Genomic DNA, 17,992 nt, shown 5'->3' with positions numbered 1-17,992 from the left:
CGTCGCGACTATGCCCATCGCAGCTCGTTTCAAAGGAACAGCCACATGACCAAAGCCCGTTCCATCTGGATGTTTCGCAAAATCGCGTCTGTCGAAGGGTGGAGCTATATCGTGCTTTTGTTCATTGCCATGCCCTTGAAATACTGGGCTGGTATGACGGAAGTCGTTCCCTTGGTCGGAATGGCGCATGGCTGGTTGTTTGTCGCCTATATGGGCGCGCTGGTCTTTGCGTCGTCCTATGGCGGGTTGTCGATGACGCGGGTGAACTGGGCCATTCTGGCCAGCCTGCTGCCCTTTGGCACCTTCGTTCATGATCCGTATCTGAAGCGCGAAGAAGAGGCCGCGCGCGGAGACGCAGTTTAACGCCCCAGATCTTTCATGCCGCGCTCGATCCCGTCGATGGTCATCGGGACCATGCGGCCTTCGAAGATCTGGTTGATCATCTGAACCGACTGGGTATAGCGCCAGTGATGCTCGGGCAGGGGGTTGATCCACATATTGTCCGGCCATCGTTCACGCGCGCGTTCCAGCCAGACCTGACCGGTCTCATCATTCCAATGCTCGTTCGCGCCACCGCGATAGGCGATCTCGTAGGGCGACATGGACGCGTCCCCCACGAAAATGCATTTATAGTCCGAGCCATAGGTGCGCAGCACGTCCCATGTGGGGATCTGCTCGGTCCAGCGACGGTTGTTGTCGCGCCAGACGCCCTCATACAGGCAGTTGTGAAAGTAGTAGTATTCCAGATGCTTGAACTCGGCCCGTGCGGCGGAAAACAGCTCCTCCACCACTTTGATATGCGGGTCCATGGAACCGCCAACATCGAGGAATAACAACACCTTGACGGCGTTTCTTCGTTCAGGGCGGGTCTTCACATCAAGATAGCCGTGCTCGGCTGTGGCACGGATGGTGTCGTCCAGATCCAGTTCGTCATGGGCGCCGTCGCGCGCCCAGTTGCGCAGGCGTTTCAGAGCGACCTTGATGTTGCGGGTGCCAAGTTCGACCGAGTCGTCGAGGTTCTTGAATTCGCGCTTGTCCCAGACCTTCACCGCGCGCTGGTGGCGGGACCGATCCTGACCGATCCGCACGCCCTCGGGGTTATATCCATAAGCCCCGAAGGGCGAGGTGCCCGCAGTGCCGATCCACTTGTTGCCGCCTTGGTGGCGGCCTTCCTGTTCCTTCAGACGCTCTTTCAGCGTCTCCATCAGCTTGTCAAAGCCGCCCAGCGCTTCGATCTCGGCCTTTTCTTCCTCGCTTAGGAATTTCTCGGCCATTTTTTCCAGCCATTCCTGCGGGATATCGACGGCTTCTAGCATCTGCTCGGTGCTGATGGCTTCCAGCCCTTCAAAGCTCGCCGCAAAGGCGCGGTCGAACTTGTCCAGATTGCGCTCGTCTTTCACCATCGCGGTGCGGGCGAGGTAATAGAAGCCCTCGACGTCATAAGTGACCAGCCCGGCCTTCATTGCCTCTAGAAAGGACAAGTATTCACGCAAGGATACCGGCACATTGGCGGCGCGGAGGTTCTCGAAGAAGGGCAGGAACATGGGCGGGCCTTAGGCTCGGGTGATCATGATGGTGATGAAGGTCGCGATCAGCGCCAGAACGATGCCGTAGACCGCCCCATATTGCGCCATATCCAGCCGGTTTCCGCCGCGTTTCTTTGCCCGCAGCGCACCGAAGGTTGCGCCAACCACAAAAGCCACAATTACAATCATTTTCGCATCCCTGGCCTATCGTCCCCGCGTCGCGGGGGCCTGTCATCTTGCCGAACTGGGCGCAATGGCTGCGATCTCGCGAAGCCGTGCGCCCACCTGAGCGTTCGAGCCAAAGCCATACCGCGCCCAGCCCAGACTGTCGAGCCGTAGGCGCGCAGCGTCACTTGCGTTTCCTTGGCGATCCAGCGCCTCGGCCTTGATCATCATCAGCGTCGACAACAGGGCTGCGTTTTGGGCCTGACGAACGGCGGGAAGGTGACGGTTAACGGTCGCGATGGCCTGATCCAAGTGGCCCGCGGAAAGTGCATAGGCGGCCATTTGAACACCGATATGCGCCGCATGTACATCGGTGCCCGCGCGCTCGCGATAGAGCGCGCTTGCTTCTTGGAAGGCTGCAAAGGCGAGCTTGCTGTCAGATTGTATGTGTGTTTGGCCCAGCGCATACAGGCTGAAGGCCAGCCGATTGCCCTGCCATCCCTTTTGCCGCGCGATCGAGACGGCGCGCAGGGCAGCCGCCTTGCGCTGTGCGAACGGTTTACGCGGTCCCAGTGCATCGGCAATGGCGCGCTTCCAGGCCTGGGGCGTGGGGGGTGTCACGCGCGGTGCACCGGTCCCGCCCGTGGGATTAAGCCGCTTCAGCATTCCGGGAAGGCGTTGCGTGACGTCGGCGCGTGACATACCCGAATGTAGCTCGGGCGCGTAGTAAGTGCGTAGGATCAGCATGTCGAAACCGGTCAGCACCGTGTGGAAGTTGTCATCGTTAAAGACGCTGTTCTCCAGCCGATACAGGTCATTCACCGGGCCCAGCGCCTGAGCGATTTCTTCGTGCAGGCAATCCCTCATTTCTTGCGGGCTAACGTCAGAGGGGATAACTACGGTCATCTGCGCGCGTTGCCGCATCCGTGTCCAATCGGTACGCGCCGAGCCGCGATGGCGCAGGTAGTCACCCCAGCCCGCCACGTTGGGTGCCACGAAACAGGCGGCGTGGGGCACATGGCGTTGCAGGGTGCGCTTGGGGACCATTTCGATGGTAATCTGGCCACCCGACGCCCCCGCTCCACGACGAATGTTGATCCCGGCCTCGTGCCGCAGCCGCCCCAGAAGCTGGTCCAGATCGGCCTGCATGCGGGCAGGTGCGCGTCCCGCTACGGTGACATAGATTGGGCCTTCGAAACGCGACAAGACAGGCAGGGGGCGTCCGCTTTCCAGCTGAAAGCTGAGATCCAGAAAATCGCCCATGATCAAACTGTTCGAACGGATAGGATGCGTGCCCCGCGTGGCGGGAAAGGCCTTCATGGCGGGTAGGGAGGCTGGAAGGCCTACGCGCCGGGTGGCGACCTCGTCCGGGCTTGTAGGGCGCGGCGTGGGTGTCGCAGCCATACAGCCAGCCAGCAACAAGGCCATCGGGATCAGGACTGCGCGGCGACAAGCCCACATACTAAGTTCCTTCCAAAGCTAGCGGACCCGGCACACAGGCGGGTCGCAGCGAATGAGATCTGCCAGAAGCGGGCGTTTGTGCCCCAAGCTTAGCTATCGTGCGGGAAGGGCGCCGATTTCTCAAAGGAAAAAGCGCGAGACGTAAGGAACCTGCGATTCGAGGAGTGGGCAGATGTGCTATTATCGGTGTTGGGAGGATGGGAAAATGACCAACGCTTACGCATATGCATGCCGAGACTGCGAGGGGATGGAGGCCTGCCCGGCCAGTGTCGTTGCAGAGAGCAAAGAGGAAGTCTAGAAGCTGATGGAGCTGCACGCCCGGGTCGCGCATGATGAGGATCCGGCGGATTGGGACCAAGCCACGCGCGACTATTTGGGCACGCTGATCAAACCGGTGACGGTCTAGGGAATGCTGTCCGAAGCCGGACGGGTTTCAGGCGTTCCCTGAACGGGACAACGCCTGAAAACATAGAGAATTCTGTGCTGGCTTAGCGCTGACCGCGTGCCATGAACGCCAGTCGTTCAAACAGGTGCACGTCCTGTTCGTTCTTGAGCAGCGCCCCATGCAATGTGGGCAGCGCGCTTGCGCCGTCGCGCTTCAGCTCGGCCGGGTCGATGTCCTCGGCCAGAAGCAACTTCAGCCAGTCCAGCACCTCCGATGTCGACGGCTTTTTCTTCAGGCCGGGCTGTTCGCGGATTTCATAGAATTGGGTCAGCGCCTCAGTCAGCAGACGCGGCTTGATGCCCGGGTGGTGTACCTCGACGATGCGCGACATGGTGTCGGCATCTGGGAAGCGGATATAGTGGAAGAAACAGCGGCGCAGGAACGCGTCGGGCAGTTCCTTTTCGTTGTTCGAGGTGATGATGATGATCGGGCGATGGCGGGCCTTGATGGTTTCGCCGGTTTCGTAGACGTGAAACTCCATCTTATCCAGCTCTTGCAGCAGGTCGTTCGGGAACTCGATATCGGCCTTGTCGATTTCGTCAATCAGCAGAACGACACGTTCGTCGGCCTCGAACGCCTCCCACAGCTTGCCGCGCTTGATGTAGTTTTTAACGTCATGCACACGCTCGTCGCCCAACTGGCTGTCGCGCAGACGGCTGACCGCGTCATACTCATAGAGACCCTGTTGCGCTTTGGTGGTGGACTTGATGTTCCACTCGATCATGCGCGCACCAAGGGCACTTGCGACCTGAAGCGCCAGCTCGGTCTTGCCGGTGCCGGGTTCGCCTTTTACCAGAAGCGGACGTTCCAAGGTCACGGCCGCGTTCACGGCGACCTTCAGGTCATCTGTGGCCACATAGCTGTCGGTTCCGTCAAAGCGATTGGTCATGCCCATTCCTTACATCCGGTGCGTACGATGTGTGACGAGGTAAACGGAGCAGCCCATTTTGGCAAGGCCAAGGCGCTTTGACGCTACGACGCCGAATTGAAATCCTTGGTTGCGCATTCCTTGGCCAAGATGCCTACAAAGTGAACACGAGATGTCATGCGCTATCAGTAGCTTAGTTGAAAGTGCCGAAATGCTTTATGGGGTTAAGTTTTTCAGGCGTGACATTCCATGTTAGCGGGTGTACATCAGCGCCAGAAGAAACCGGGCGCTTACTGGCGAAAAGGTCTCCAGGAACCGCGATCCGGTAGTAGAGGGAGTTGGTATGAAAGCCGAGACTTTCCTGTCCGACGATTATCGGCCAGCAGAAGACGAACCGTTTATGAATGACAGGCAGCTGGAGTACTTCCGGCGTAAACTTGAAGCGTGGAAGGCAGAGCTTCTGGACGAAAGCCGCCACACGATCGAAGGCCTGCAAGACAGCACGCGCAACATTCCTGACATCGCGGATCGCGCCTCGGAAGAGACGGACCGTGCGTTGGAACTGCGCACCCGCGACCGCGCACGCAAGCTTGTGTCCAAGATTGATCAGGCGCTGCGCCGGATCGACGAAGGTGAATACGGCTATTGCGAAGACACAGGCGAGCCGATCTCGCTGAAGCGTCTGGATGCACGCCCGATCGCGACGCTGAGCCTTGAGGCACAGGAACGTCACGAGCGCCGCGAAAAAGTGCACCGCGACGACTGATCCGGGGCCACGTGCACCGCGCGAGTTGGAGGACGGCGCGATTTGTCACGTACCTTTGGAAAAAGAACCATGTCACAAAGGCGGCGGGCTTACCGTCGCCTTTGTCGTTGAAGGGGGCAGAGCTTCAACGATAACGCAGACGCTGAGCAGGGACGGCAAGGCATGATCAAGGATCAGCAAATCACCATTTTGGGCGCCGGGATTGGCGGGTTGGCAGCGGCCGTTGCCTTGGCTCAACGTGGCGCGGCAGTAACCGTTCTGGAACAAGCCCCGGCCATCACCGAGGTCGGCGCCGGGTTTCAGATCAGCCCGAACGGTGTACGCGTGTTGGACGCCTTGGGGCTGGGCGACAAAGCACGCGCGCAGGCTGTGCGTGGGCAGGGTGTCTGGCTACGTGACGGAGTGTCCGGGCACGGTGTTCTGGATCTGGATTTCAGCAAATTGAAGCCGGGCGAGACGTTCCTTCTGTACCACCGCGCAGATCTTCAAAAGCTGCTGTACGAGGCCGCGCTGGATGCGGGCGTTACGGTCACATGTGGACAGCGGGTTCAGGCGGTGCAACCGGGGGCGGATGGCACCAAGGTAACGCTGGACGGCCAAGATCCCGTCAATATGGGGTTCGTGGTGGGTGCGGACGGGCTGCATTCCGTGATGCGCGCGGCGCTGAATGGTCCGGCCTCGCCAGAGTTCACCGGGCAGGTGGCGTGGCGCGCGCTGGTGCCTGCCACGGGGCGCGAACAGTCTGAGGCCACCGTGTTCATGGGACCGGGGCGTCACATGGTGACCTATCCGCTGCGTGAAGGCAGCGTGGTCAATATCGTCGCCGTGGAAGAACGCGATACATGGGCCGCGGAAGGTTGGTTTCACAAGGATGATCCCGCCAATCTGTTGGCGGCATTCTCGGGCTTTTGTGACGATGCGATGGCGCTTCTGGAACGCGTGGACGAGGCGCATATCTGGGGGCTGTTCCTACACCCGGTGGCCGAGCATTGGCATCAGGGGCAGGCGGTGTTGCTGGGCGATGCGGCGCACCCAACCTTGCCCTTCATGGCACAGGGCGCCGTCATGGCGCTTGAGGACGCATGGGTGCTGGCCGACTGTCTAGATCGGTTCGGGGTCGAGCGTGGCCCTGCGGTCTATCAAGACAAACGCCGCCCTCGTACCGCCAAGATCGTCGCCGAGGCGCACAAAAACGCGCGCAACTATCACTATGCCAATCCGCTGGTGCGCAGCGCGGGGCATATGGCGCTCAGGACAGTCGGGCGGTTTGCGCCGCACGCGTTGATGCGGCGCTATGATTGGATTTATGACTTCGACGTCACCGCCTAAAGCAGCGCGTCGATCTTGTCGCCTGAGATGCTTTTGCCCAACAGGCTGAAATCTCCGTCTTCGAACATGCCGTGGGCTGCGTCGAAGATCACCCGATGCGTTGCGCGCGCCAATGCGGATCCCAGTGAGATCCGCGCGACGCCTGCTTTCGCGAAATCCGCGCGGCTGTGTTGGGTGAATGGGCCTGCCGCCAAGGCATTCACGGGCAGATCCGTCGTCGCGCAAATCGCCGCCTGATCCTCGATCGTGCCGGGCAGGGGGATGTAAAGACAATCCGCCCCGGCGTCTTCATATCCCTTCAGCCGCGCCATCGCCTCGGACAGATTATATTGCCCGTTCATTACGCCATCCGCACGGGCGACCAACACGAAGTCACCGGGAAGCGCGCGGGCGGCGGCGCTTGCTGCGCGGATGCGTTCGATGGCCTTGTCGCGGGCATAGGGTTTCGCGTCGGGCAGGGCGGTGTCTTCGATTGAGATGCCCGCCAGTCCGGCCTCATAAGCCAGTTTCACGGTCTCGGCGCAGGTGTCCGGATCGTCGCCAAAGCCGTTCTCAAAATCGCCGGAGACGGGGACGTTCACAGCCGCCACCAAGTCCTGTGCATGGGCCAGCGCCTCGTCTCGGGTCACATGACCCATATCCGGACGGCCCAGCGTGAACGCATGCGCGGCCGAGGAGGTGGCGATGGCTTCCGCCCCCAAGGCCGCTAGCATCTTGGCGCTGCCGATGTCCCATGCGTTGGCGAGTATAAACGGATTGCCCTTTTGGTGCAGGGCGCGAAAGGCGGTGCCGCGATTGCTGTCGGTCATAGGGGTCCTCCGGTACTCAATGTGTTCGCAAACGAAATCAAGCGCTCAACGGCGTCTAGGAAGCGGTCGTCATCAATGGTCATGGCAATGCGGATATGGCCCGCAGCGGCGTGGCCGAAGCTTTCGCCGGGCATGACGGCGATGTGTTCTTCATCCAGCAGGCGCAGGGCGAATTCTTCTCCGGACAGGCCGGTCGCACGGATGTCCGCCATCAAATACATGTCCCCGTCCGAGGGGATCAGGCGGGCGGCCTCTTGCCCCGAGAACAGCGGCGTGGCCGCGTCACGGCGTCGGCGGAAGGGGGCGGCGATGTCAGCCTCGAACCCCGGTCCCTGGCGCAGGGCAAACAGCGCCGCGTCCTGAATGAAGCCCGCCACGCCGTAATTGGTGTTGATGGCGAGCGTTGCCAGATGGGCAATCGCCTCGTCCGGACCGATGATCCAGCCAAGGCGGCTACCCGTCATCGCGTGGCTTTTCGACATGGATCCGACAACCAAGGTGCGCTCGGCCATGCCGGGCAGGGCGCGGGGGGACAGGTGGGCACCGTGCCAGACCTGACTGTCATAGACCTCGTCCGAGATCAGCCAGAGATCTTCGTCCCGGCAGATCTGCGCCAACCCGTGCAGCGTCTCGTCGGAATAGATGACACCGGTTGGGTTGTTCGGCGTGTTGATCAAGAGGCTTTTCGCGCCCTTCGCGGCACGGCGCACGGCGTCCAGATCAGGCTGGAACCCATCACGAGACCGCGCAGGCACCGCCACCGCCTTGGCGCCGACCGACCGGAGTGTGCCGGGATATGTGGCATAGTGCGGATCGATGAACAGCGCCGTGTCGCCATCGTCGCAGGCGGCCATATGGGCCGCAAACAGCGCGGCTTGTCCGCCGGGGGTGATCAGCACGTTTTGGCGCTTGGTATCTACATGGCTCTGTTCTTCCACGCGCTTCGCCACCGCATCGCGCAGCGCGGGCGTGCCGGGAATGTCGGCGTATCCGGTGTGACCACCAACAGCGGCCTCATACATCGCGGTCAGGATCGAGGGATCGGTGCGGATGTCATGTTCGCCGATGGTCAGCTCGGTCACGTCGACACCAGCCGCCTTCATCGCGCGCGCCTTGTAGAAGACGCCCCAGCCATCATCCCCGCCGTCCAGAATGCCCTGAATGCGCGTCGAGAGTTCCATCACAGCCTCGCTATGTTCACATTTGTTCTATCCCAGAAGTTCACGGCCATTTCCGATTGTCAAACCCCGGATTTCCCGTCGAAACGCGTGCCTCAAAGAAAACAGGGCCTTTCGGGGCAGAAATATCGCCTGCCCCCTTTCCAAATGCCCCAACCCATGAGATAGGGACGTGCCAAACGAAAACTCCCAAGGAGAACGCTCATGGAGATTCGCGAGGCCCTTACCTTTGATGATGTCCTGCTGGTGCCGGCGGCCAGCAACGTGCTGCCCTCGACTGCGGATACGTCCACCCATGTGACCCGCTCGATCGCGCTGAATATCCCGCTTTTGAGTTCCGCGATGGACACCGTGACCGAGGCCCGCATGGCCATTGCGATGGCGCAGGCTGGCGGCATGGGCGTGATCCACAAGAACCTGGACGCGGAAGAGCAAGCCCGTCAGGTGCGCCGCGTGAAGCGTTTCGAAAGCGGGATTGTTTATAACCCGATTACGCTGACCGCCGACCAGACACTGGCGGACGCCAAGGCGCTGCAGGAACGCTATCGTGTCACCGGTTTCCCGGTCGTTGGCCCGGACGGCCGCGTGGTGGGCATCGTGACCAACCGCGACATGCGTTTTGCCACCTCCGACGACACGCCAGTTTCGGTCATGATGACCTCGGACAATCTGGCGATGCTGCAGGAACCTGCCGAGCTGGAAGAGGCGAAGAGCCTGATGAAGGCCCGCCGGATCGAGAAGCTGCTGGTGACCGATGCCGAAGGTAAACTGACCGGTCTTCTGACCCTGAAAGACACAGAACAAGCCGTTCTGAACCCGACCGCCTGTAAGGACGATCTGGGCCGTCTGCGTGTTGCTGCGGCCAGCTCGGTTGGTGACAGCGGATTTGCACGTTCGGAAATGCTGATTGATGCGGGCGTGGACATTGTGGTTGTCGATACCGCACATGGGCACTCGGAAGGTGTGATCGAGGCCGTGAAGCGCGTGAAAGCGCTGTCGAGCTCGGTTCAGGTGATTGCTGGCAACGTGGCAACCGGAGACGCCACCCGTGCCCTAATCGACGCAGGTGCAGATGCGGTGAAAGTGGGCATCGGCCCCGGCTCGATCTGCACCACGCGGATGGTTGCCGGTGTGGGCGTGCCACAGCTGACCGCGATTTCGGACTGTGCGAAAGCGGCAGGCGACATCCCGGTGATTGCCGACGGCGGCATCAAGTTCTCGGGCGACTTCGCCAAGGCGATTGCGGCGGGCGCAAGCTGCGCCATGGTTGGCTCGATGATCGCAGGCACCGATGAAAGCCCGGGCGAGGTGATCCTGTATCAGGGTCGTTCGTTCAAAGCCTATCGCGGCATGGGGTCGCTTGGTGCGATGGCCCGTGGCTCGGCAGATCGCTATTTCCAGAAGGATGCAGCGTCCGACAAGCTGGTCCCGGAAGGCATCGAGGGTCAGGTGCCCTATAAAGGCCCGGCCGGCACCGTGATCCACCAATTGGTGGGCGGTCTGCGGGCTGCCATGGGCTATACCGGCAACGCCACCGTGGACGAGATGCGCAAGAACTGTCAGTTCGTGAAAATCACCGGCGCGGGCCTGAAGGAAAGCCATGTGCATGACGTTCAGATCACCCGTGAAAGCCCGAACTATCGGATCGGCTAGCTAGATGACTGAGAGCCTGCAATGACACCCGGAGCCCGCGTGGCCGCCGCGATCGAGGTGCTGGACAGCTATCTGTCCGGCACACCGGTCGAACAAGCCCTGACCGGCTGGGCGCGCAGCCACCGGTTTGCAGGCTCGAAAGACCGGGCCGCCATCCGCGATCACGTATTTGATGCCGTGCGCCGGTTGGCGTCGTCAAAGGCGCTTGGCGGTGGCACGGATGGACGCGCCGTGATGATCGGGCTTCTGCGCGGGCAGGGGGGTGATCCGGCCGAACTGTTCACTGGGGAAGGCCACGCGCCTGCCGCGCTGACTGCGCCTGAAATGTCTGTCACGGCTCAGATGACCCGCGCGCAGGCGTTGGACTGCCCGGACTGGCTGTTGCCAGAGTTTGATCGCAGCCTAGGAGCCGATGCAGATGAAGTTCTGAACAGCTTGCGCAGCCGGGCGCCCGTGTTCGTGCGCGCCAATATGGTGAAATGCGATCGCGAGAAGGCGGCGGCGATCTTGGCCGAGGATGGGATCGACACGCAGCCGTCTTCTCTGGCGTCCACGGCGCTGGAAGTTGTCACAAACCCGCGCAAAATCAAAACCTCACGCGCCTTTCTGGACGGCTATGTCGAGCTTCAGGATGCGGCGTCCCAAGCCGTGATCGAGGCGTTGAACATCCAGCCCGGCATGCGGGTTCTGGACTATTGCGCAGGTGGTGGCGGCAAGGCACTGGCCATGGCCGCTCTTGGTGCTGATGTCACCGCCCATGATTTGTCGTGGGAGCGGATGAAAGACATCCCGGTGCGGGCAGAACGCGCCGGTGTTGCGATCAAATGCGTCCGGCACAGTGACCTGAAGGGGCTTGGCGGCTTCGATCTGGTGCTGGCAGACGCGCCATGTTCCGGCAGTGGCTCGTGGCGCCGTGCCCCGCATGGGAAGTGGCTTTTGACGCCCGAGAAACTGGCCAAGATCCAGTCCGCCCAGCGGGACATCCTGCGCGCCATGCCATCCTATCTGACACAAGGCGGGAGCATGGCCTATGCGACCTGCTCGGTCCTGAAAAACGAAAATCAGGATCAGGTACAGGCGTTTCTAAGTGATTGTGATGGCTACCAGATCACAGCCGAACGCCAATTCACACCGCTGGATGGCGGTGATGGATTTTACGTGTCACAACTTATGCACAATTCCGGCAAATAAAAAACAATCATAGGTAGTTTACCTTCCTTCATTAATCGGACATTAACCCTCTTCTTTCAGAAAAGAGGGGATTTCTGAGAAGGAACCATCGTGCACTCACTTGCCTTCACGTCGCACCCCCTTGCTCTTGTCGCACTGCGCCTTGCGCCCAGAACATTGCTGTTGATGGTGATCGGCGCCGCGTTTTTGGGGGCAGCTTGGATGGCTGCGTCGCCTCAGGTCGAACTTGGGCTGACACTGACCGGTTTGGCTTTCGTGAGCTTGGCCACGCTCATCGGTGGTCTTTATCTGTTTCAAAAATGGCGGCGCGGGCGGCTGGCATCCGCTTTGTCGGGCCTGTTTGAAAATGACACCACCGCTGCCTTCCTGACGGATGCTGACGGCGCGGTCATCTATCGCAACGCCGCAGCACGCGAACTGTTCGAGGGCGCATCCGACAACGCCCTGTCGATGCAACTGGCGGACTACTATGCGGCTCCGGCCTCGGTTCTTTATGGGTTGCAGGGCCGGGCGCAGGCGTTGGGGCACGCAAAGGAAGAGGTCAACACCGCGCGCGGGCGCATACGCATTCAGATCCACCTTGTCGAAGAGAATGGGTTCCTCTGGCGGTTAGAGCAATATTCATTGCGGGATGCAGGTGTGCGTGGCGGCGAGCATATTGGACTTCCGATGATGACCGCCTCGAAAACCGGGACCATCCTGTTCATGAACGATGCCGCGCGCAATCTGCTGGGTGGGCGCGAAACCACGCTGGACCGGATTTTCACGGAATTCCCCATCCAGCCGGGTACGATTATGCAAGTGTCTGGTCGCGACGGACAGGTGCCTGCCTTGGTCTGCGAACTGCCAACTTCGGCTGGACGGCGCGAAATCTATCTGCTGCCGCCAAGCTCTGCGCCCGAGCTGTCGACAGATGAGTGGGCTTTTATCGACGGGCTTCCGGTCCCACTGCTGAAGCTCGACATTGGTGGGCGCATCACCATGGCCAACCGCCGTGCCCGCGACCTTTTGGGGGACAAGGACGCGATTGGATCCCTGATGGCGGATCAGGTTGAGGGGCTGGGCCGCCCCGTGTCCGAATGGCTGCGCGAGGCCCATGCCGGGCGGCATCTTGGCCGATCCGAGATTGTCCGCGCGACACGCACCGATGAAGACGTGTTTATCCAGATTTCTCTGGCGCAGATCAGCGAAGAAAATAATCCTGCTCTGGTCGCCGTGCTTCAGGACGCGACCGAGCTGAAGTCGCTAGAAGCCCAGTTCGTGCAAAGCCAGAAGATGGAGGCGATTGGCCAGCTGGCAGGCGGCGTTGCGCATGATTTCAACAACTTGCTCACCGCGATCTCTGGCCATTGCGATCTACTGATGATGGGGCGGGATGAACAGGACCCGGCCTATTCCGACCTGTCGCAGATCATTCAGAATGCCAACCGCGCCGCTGCGCTGGTCCGGCAGCTTCTGGCATTCTCGCGCAAGCAGACCTTGCGGCCCGAAAAGCTTCTGTTGACAGACTCGCTTGCGGATCTGACGCATCTTCTGAACCGTCTGGTGGGCGAAAAGATATCGCTTCAACTGGATCATGACGCCGAGCTTATGCCTATTCGTGCAGACCGAAGGCAGCTGGATCAGGTGATCATGAACCTCGTAGTGAACGCGCGCGATGCAATGCAGGACGGAGGCACGATCCGCGTCGAAACGCGCAATGTGTTCTTGGAAACAGCCCTGCAACGCGACCGAGCCAGCGTTCCGCCCGGCGATTACGTCGCCATCCGTGTAATTGACGAGGGCACGGGGATTCCGACTGACAAAATGGGCAAAATTTTCGAGCCGTTCTTTACCACCAAGAAGGCGGGCAAGGGCACCGGGCTTGGTCTGTCGATGGCCTATGGCATCGTAAAGCAGATGGGCGGATATATCTTCGCCGACTCGCTGCCGGGGCAGGGCACGACGTTTACGCTTTACTTCCCGGTGAGCCGAGAAATCGACCCGCCGGAAGACGATGCGGAGGTGGCGGATCAGCCCCCCACGCTAGACGCGCCGCTGCCTGAGCTTGATTTGGTCCTCGATACGACGACAGTGACCCATCAGCCAGCGCAATCGGACGACGAAGCCGGAGGTGTGGTCCTTCTGGTCGAGGATGAAGCCCCCGTCCGGGCCTTTGCGTCGCGTGCGCTTCGTATGCGTGGGTTTACCGTTCTAGAGGCTGACTGCGCCGAGCAAGCTTTGCAGGTGCTTGAGGACACCGCGCTTAAAGTAGATGTGTTTGTAACGGACGTGATCATGCCCGGAATGGACGGCCCGACATGGGTGGCGCAGGCGCTTGAAGATCGCCCCGGCGTGCGAGTGGTCTTCATGTCTGGATATGCCGAGGATTCGGTGGCCGACCATCAGGCCCGCATTCCGAACTCGGTCTTCCTGCCGAAGCCGTTCTCTTTGACGGATCTGACCGCCACCGTGAATGATCAGATCCACTGAGAGCCCCTGAGGAACAAATCAACTACGTTCAGCAAGTGCCGTATCGCATTGAATTGATGTGGTAATATCTTCTCTGGCTGCCCCTGTGAAGAAATCTATCTGGCGTTAAGAACTTGGTTACTCTTCGATCGTAGGCTCACGAATAGGAAAAACTTTACTTGAATTGTTCCTTTTTTGTACTCATACAGTGAAGTGAGAACAAGACGGGAACAATCCTGTGATTGCCGCATGCAGGCGGGTGTGGAATAAGTGAGGGCAAGAGATGGCAACAGCGGATATTTTTCAGATGAAGAAAGACAGCGACAAGCAAAAAGCGCTCGACAGCGCGCTGGCCCAGATCGAACGTCAGTTCGGCAAGGGCTCGATCATGAAACTTGGCGCGGACAATCCGGTGGCCGAGATCGAAAGCACCTCGACCGGGTCGCTGGGGCTGGACATTGCACTGGGGATTGGCGGTCTGCCGAAGGGCCGGATCGTGGAAATCTATGGCCCGGAAAGCTCGGGTAAGACGACTCTGACGCTGCATTGTGTTGCCGAAGAGCAGAAAAAGGGTGGCGTGTGTGCGTTTGTGGATGCGGAACACGCGCTGGACCCGCTCTATGCCAAGAAGCTGGGCGTTGATCTGGACGAGCTGCTGATTTCGCAGCCGGACACCGGGGAACAGGCGCTGGAAATCGTGGACACGCTGGTGCGTTCGGGCGCGGTGAACATGGTCGTGGTCGACTCGGTCGCGGCGCTGACGCCGAAATCCGAACTGGAAGGCGACATGGGCGACAGCAATGTGGGTGTTCAGGCCCGTTTGATGAGCCAGGCCATGCGCAAGCTGACCTCGTCGATTGCGCGCTCGAACTGCATGGTGATCTTCATCAACCAGATCCGTATGAAAATCGGCGTGATGTTCGGCAGCCCCGAAACCACCACCGGCGGTAACGCGCTGAAATTCTACAGCTCGGTTCGTCTAGACATCCGCCGCATCGGCGCGATCAAGGACCGGGACGAGGTGGTTGGCAACGCCACCCGCGTGAAGGTCGTGAAGAACAAGGTGGCACCCCCGTTCAAACAGGTTGAATTCGACATCATGTATGGCGAAGGCATCTCGAAAATGGGCGAACTTTTGGACCTTGGCGTAAAGGCCGGCGTGGTCGAGAAATCCGGCGCCTGGTTCAGCTATGGCGACGAACGGATCGGGCAGGGGCGTGAAAACGCCAAGAATTACCTGCGCGAACATAAACGCACCGCGCTGCAGATCGAAGACAAGATCCGCGCAGCCCATGGTCTGGATTTCGACATGCCAGAACATGAGAAGGGCGAGGATGATGACGGGCTGCTTGAGGCCTAATTTCCCCCGATAATTTGATCAAAGGACTGGCCCCGGCCGGTCCTTTTTTCATTGTGTCCGCTGAAGATGCGACACGCAGTGGACAGCACGCGCGCGCAAGGGTAAACGAAACCGACAGCGCATAAGAGACGAGACAAAATGGCCAGCCTCAACGATATCCGTTCGACTTTTCTGAACTATTTTGAACGCGAAGGGCACACGATCGTGGACAGCTCTCCGCTGGTGCCACGCAATGATCCGACGCTGATGTTCGTGAACTCGGGCATGGTGCAGTTCAAAAACCTCTTCACTGGGGTGGAAAAACGCGACTATGTGCGGGCGACGACGGCGCAGAAATGTGTACGTGCGGGCGGCAAGCACAACGATTTGGACAATGTGGGCTACACGGCGCGTCACCACACGTTCTTCGAGATGCTGGGCAACTTCAGCTTTGGAGACTACTTCAAGAAAGAGGCCATTCCCTTTGCGTGGAACCTGATCACCAAGGAATTTGGGATCCCGAAGGAACGTCTCTACGTCACGGTTTATCACACCGATGACGAAGCATTTGATATCTGGAAAAGCCTCAGTGTGCCCGAAGATCGGATCATCCGGATCGCGACGTCCGACAATTTCTGGCAGATGGGCCCGACCGGTCCTTGCGGCCCGTGCACCGAGATTTTCTATGATCACGGCGAGCACATCTGGGGTGGCCCTCCCGGTTCGCCCGAGGAAGATGGCGACCGTTTCATCGAGATCTGGAACATCGTGTTCATGCAGAACGAGCAGTTCGAAGACGGCTCGATGATTGATCTGGACATGCAGTCGATCGACACCGGCATGGGGCTGGAACGTATTGGCGCGCTCTTGCAGGGTAGCCATGACAACTATGACACCGATTTGTTCAAGTCGCTGATCGAGGCGTCTGCCCACGCGACCGGCGTGGATCCCTATGGCGACAAGAACGTGCATCACCGCGTGATCGCGGACCATCTGCGCTCGACCTCGTTCCTGATTGCGGATGGCGTGATGCCGTCAAACGAAGGCCGTGGCTATGTGCTGCGTCGCATCATGCGCCGCGCTATGCGCCACGCGCATCTGTTGGGCGCGAAGGATCCGGTCATGCACCGTCTGGTGCCCGAGCTGGTGGCCCAGATGGGGCAGGCCTATCCGGAACTCAGCCGCGGTCAGATGATGATCGAAGAGACGCTTCTGAACGAAGAAACCCGCTTCAAGAAGACGCTGGATCGTGGCCTGAAGCTGCTAGATGACGAAGTGTCCGGTCTGGCCGAGGGCGCGGACCTTCCCGGCGAAACCGCATTTAAACTCTATGACACCTACGGCTTCCCGCTGGACCTGACGCAGGATGCGCTGCGCGAAAAAGGTCTGGGCGTGGATCAGCCGGGCTTTGACGCTGCGATGGAAGAGCAGAAGGCGCGCGCGCGCGCCGCGTGGTCTGGTTCGGGCGAAGCTGCCGATGCGACCATCTGGTTCGATCTGGCCGAACAGAACGGCGTGACCGAATTCCTCGGCTATGACACTGAACATGCCGAGGGTCAGGTTCTGGCGCTGGTCCAGGATGGCGCGATTGTTGACAGCGTAAAGGCTGGCGACGAGGTGCAAATCGTGGTGAACCAGACGCCCTTCTACGCCGAAAGCGGTGGTCAGGTGGGCGACACCGGCCTGATCCGCACCGAAAGCGGCTCGGCCCATGTGACTGACACCAAGAAGGTTGCGGATGTCTTCATCCACGTGGCCAAGATTGACGAAGGCGTGATCAGCAAAGGGCAGGGCGCAGAACTGGCCGTGGACCACCTGCGCCGCACCGCCATTCGCGCCAACCACTCGGCCACGCACCTGCTGCACGAGGCGCTGCGCAACGAGTTGGGCGAACATGTGGCTCAGCGCGGGTCGCTGAATGCGGATGATCGTCTGCGCTTTGACTTCAGCCACAACAAAGCCGTCACCCCGCAGGAATTGGGCAATATTGCCCGTGAGGTGAACACCTATATCCGCCAGAACACGCCCGTCGAAACCCGGATCATGACGCCGGATGACGCGCGTGACATGGGTGCGCAGGCGCTTTTTGGCGAGAAATATGGTGACGAGGTGCGCGTGGTCTCGATGGGGCATGCGGCGACTGGCAAAGGCACGAATGGCGAGACCTATTCGATCGAACTTTGCGGTGGTACCCATGTCAAACAGACCGGCGATATCGGCATCTGTGTGATCCTGTCGGAAGGCGCGTCCGCGGCAGGCATTCGCCGGATCGAGGCGCTGACCGGCAAAGCCGCCGTGGCGCATATCGAAGCTGAAGCCGCGCGTGGCGCTGAACTGCAGGGCATGCTGAAAGCCAAACCGGAAGACGTTGTGGACCGCGTGAAAGGCCTGATGGACGAACGCAAGGCGCTGCAAGCCGAGATTTCCAACCTGAAGCGCGAGCTGGCAAAAGCGGCCGGTGCGGGTGCGGAAGCGAAAGAGATCAACGGCGTGAAATTCCTGGCCATGTCGATTTCTGGCGTGGGCGGCAAAGACCTGCAAGCTCTTGTGAATGAACAGAAAGACGCGCTGGGATCTGGTGCGGTCCTGATCATCTCGGACAATGAGGGTAAGGTAGCTGTTGCCGCTGGCGTGACCTCGGATCTGACTGACAATCTGTCGGCGGTGGATCTGGTGAAGGCCGCTGTGCCGGAACTGGGCGGAAAGGGCGGTGGTGGCCGTCCCGAGCTGGCGCAGGGCGGTGGTGCGGACGCATCGAAAGCAGCGGAAGCGATTGCCGCAGCCGAGGCGGCCATCGCAGGCTAAACCACC

14 protein-coding genes are annotated in these 17,992 nt (G+C 60.2%); 8 read left to right on the top strand and 6 right to left on the bottom strand.

Annotated features, from left to right (window positions below):
• Positions 1-45: 45 nt before the first annotated feature.
• On the top strand, positions 46-363 hold the full coding sequence (locus Q0677_RS05165) for a DUF3817 domain-containing protein (protein WP_298906673.1): 318 nt from the start codon (positions 46-48) through the stop codon (positions 361-363).
• Here Q0677_RS05165 and Q0677_RS05160 read toward each other — a convergent pair.
• The 4 genes from Q0677_RS05160 to Q0677_RS05145 all read right to left on the bottom strand — a co-directional run bounded on the left by Q0677_RS05160 (position 360) and on the right by Q0677_RS05145 (position 4,486).
• Positions 360-1,544 (bottom strand): VWA domain-containing protein, encoded by a 1,185-nt coding sequence (locus tag Q0677_RS05160; protein ID WP_298906670.1) that lies wholly within the window; start codon positions 1,542-1,544, stop codon positions 360-362. The genes Q0677_RS05165 and Q0677_RS05160 overlap by 4 nt on opposite strands.
• Before the next feature lie 9 nt (positions 1,545-1,553).
• Positions 1,554-1,715, bottom strand: a complete 162-nt coding sequence (locus tag Q0677_RS05155) for a hypothetical protein (protein ID WP_298906668.1) — start codon at positions 1,713-1,715, stop codon at positions 1,554-1,556.
• 42 nt (positions 1,716-1,757) lie between these two features.
• Complete coding sequence (locus tag Q0677_RS05150) at positions 1,758-3,152, bottom strand: DUF2927 domain-containing protein (RefSeq protein ID WP_298906665.1); 1,395 nt, start codon at positions 3,150-3,152, stop codon at positions 1,758-1,760.
• Between the two features lie 488 nt (positions 3,153-3,640).
• Positions 3,641-4,486 carry a MoxR family ATPase gene (locus tag Q0677_RS05145; protein WP_298906663.1) on the bottom strand — a complete coding sequence of 282 codons (846 nt, stop codon included), beginning with the start codon at positions 4,484-4,486 and terminating at the stop codon, positions 3,641-3,643.
• A gap of 322 nt (positions 4,487-4,808) precedes the next feature.
• Between Q0677_RS05145 and dksA the strand changes: the two genes are divergently transcribed.
• Positions 4,809-5,231, top strand: coding sequence for an RNA polymerase-binding protein DksA (gene dksA, locus Q0677_RS05140; RefSeq protein WP_133488244.1), 423 nt, complete (start codon positions 4,809-4,811; stop codon positions 5,229-5,231).
• 162 nt (positions 5,232-5,393) lie between these two features.
• Positions 5,394-6,560, top strand: a complete 1,167-nt coding sequence (locus Q0677_RS05135) for an FAD-dependent monooxygenase (protein ID WP_298906655.1) — start codon at positions 5,394-5,396, stop codon at positions 6,558-6,560.
• Here Q0677_RS05135 and Q0677_RS05130 read toward each other — a convergent pair.
• Positions 6,557-7,369: an isocitrate lyase/phosphoenolpyruvate mutase family protein gene (locus Q0677_RS05130; protein WP_298906651.1), complete on the bottom strand. Its 813-nt coding sequence runs from the start codon at positions 7,367-7,369 to the stop codon at positions 6,557-6,559. The genes Q0677_RS05135 and Q0677_RS05130 overlap by 4 nt on opposite strands.
• Positions 7,366-8,550 (bottom strand): pyridoxal phosphate-dependent aminotransferase, encoded by a 1,185-nt coding sequence (locus Q0677_RS05125; protein ID WP_298906648.1) that lies wholly within the window; start codon positions 8,548-8,550, stop codon positions 7,366-7,368. Before Q0677_RS05125 ends, Q0677_RS05130 begins: the two co-directional genes overlap by 4 nt.
• Before the next feature lie 201 nt (positions 8,551-8,751).
• Between Q0677_RS05125 and guaB the strand changes: the two genes are divergently transcribed.
• The 5 genes from guaB to alaS all read left to right on the top strand — a co-directional run bounded on the left by guaB (position 8,752) and on the right by alaS (position 17,986).
• The gene (guaB, locus tag Q0677_RS05120) at positions 8,752-10,200 is read left to right on the top strand and encodes an IMP dehydrogenase (protein WP_298906645.1); all 1,449 of its coding nucleotides are present in this window, start codon (positions 8,752-8,754) and stop codon (positions 10,198-10,200) included.
• 21 nt (positions 10,201-10,221) lie between these two features.
• Positions 10,222-11,391 carry an RsmB/NOP family class I SAM-dependent RNA methyltransferase gene (locus tag Q0677_RS05115; protein WP_298906641.1) on the top strand — a complete coding sequence of 390 codons (1,170 nt, stop codon included), beginning with the start codon at positions 10,222-10,224 and terminating at the stop codon, positions 11,389-11,391.
• A 90-nt stretch (positions 11,392-11,481) separates the two neighbouring features.
• Complete coding sequence (locus Q0677_RS05110) at positions 11,482-13,863, top strand: ATP-binding protein (protein ID WP_298906639.1); 2,382 nt, start codon at positions 11,482-11,484, stop codon at positions 13,861-13,863.
• Between the two features lie 262 nt (positions 13,864-14,125).
• On the top strand, positions 14,126-15,202 hold the full coding sequence (gene recA, locus Q0677_RS05105) for a recombinase RecA (protein WP_298906637.1): 1,077 nt from the start codon (positions 14,126-14,128) through the stop codon (positions 15,200-15,202).
• A 138-nt stretch (positions 15,203-15,340) separates the two neighbouring features.
• Positions 15,341-17,986 (top strand): alanine--tRNA ligase, encoded by a 2,646-nt coding sequence (alaS, locus tag Q0677_RS05100; protein ID WP_298906635.1) that lies wholly within the window; start codon positions 15,341-15,343, stop codon positions 17,984-17,986.
• Positions 17,987-17,992: the final 6 nt, after the last annotated feature.

Source organism: uncultured Aliiroseovarius sp., assembly GCF_947492455.1.
In the GTDB taxonomy this organism is placed as follows: domain Bacteria; phylum Pseudomonadota; class Alphaproteobacteria; order Rhodobacterales; family Rhodobacteraceae; genus Aliiroseovarius.
Note: the sequence above shows the minus strand (reverse complement) of the source record. Positions and strands in the feature narration are given on the sequence as shown.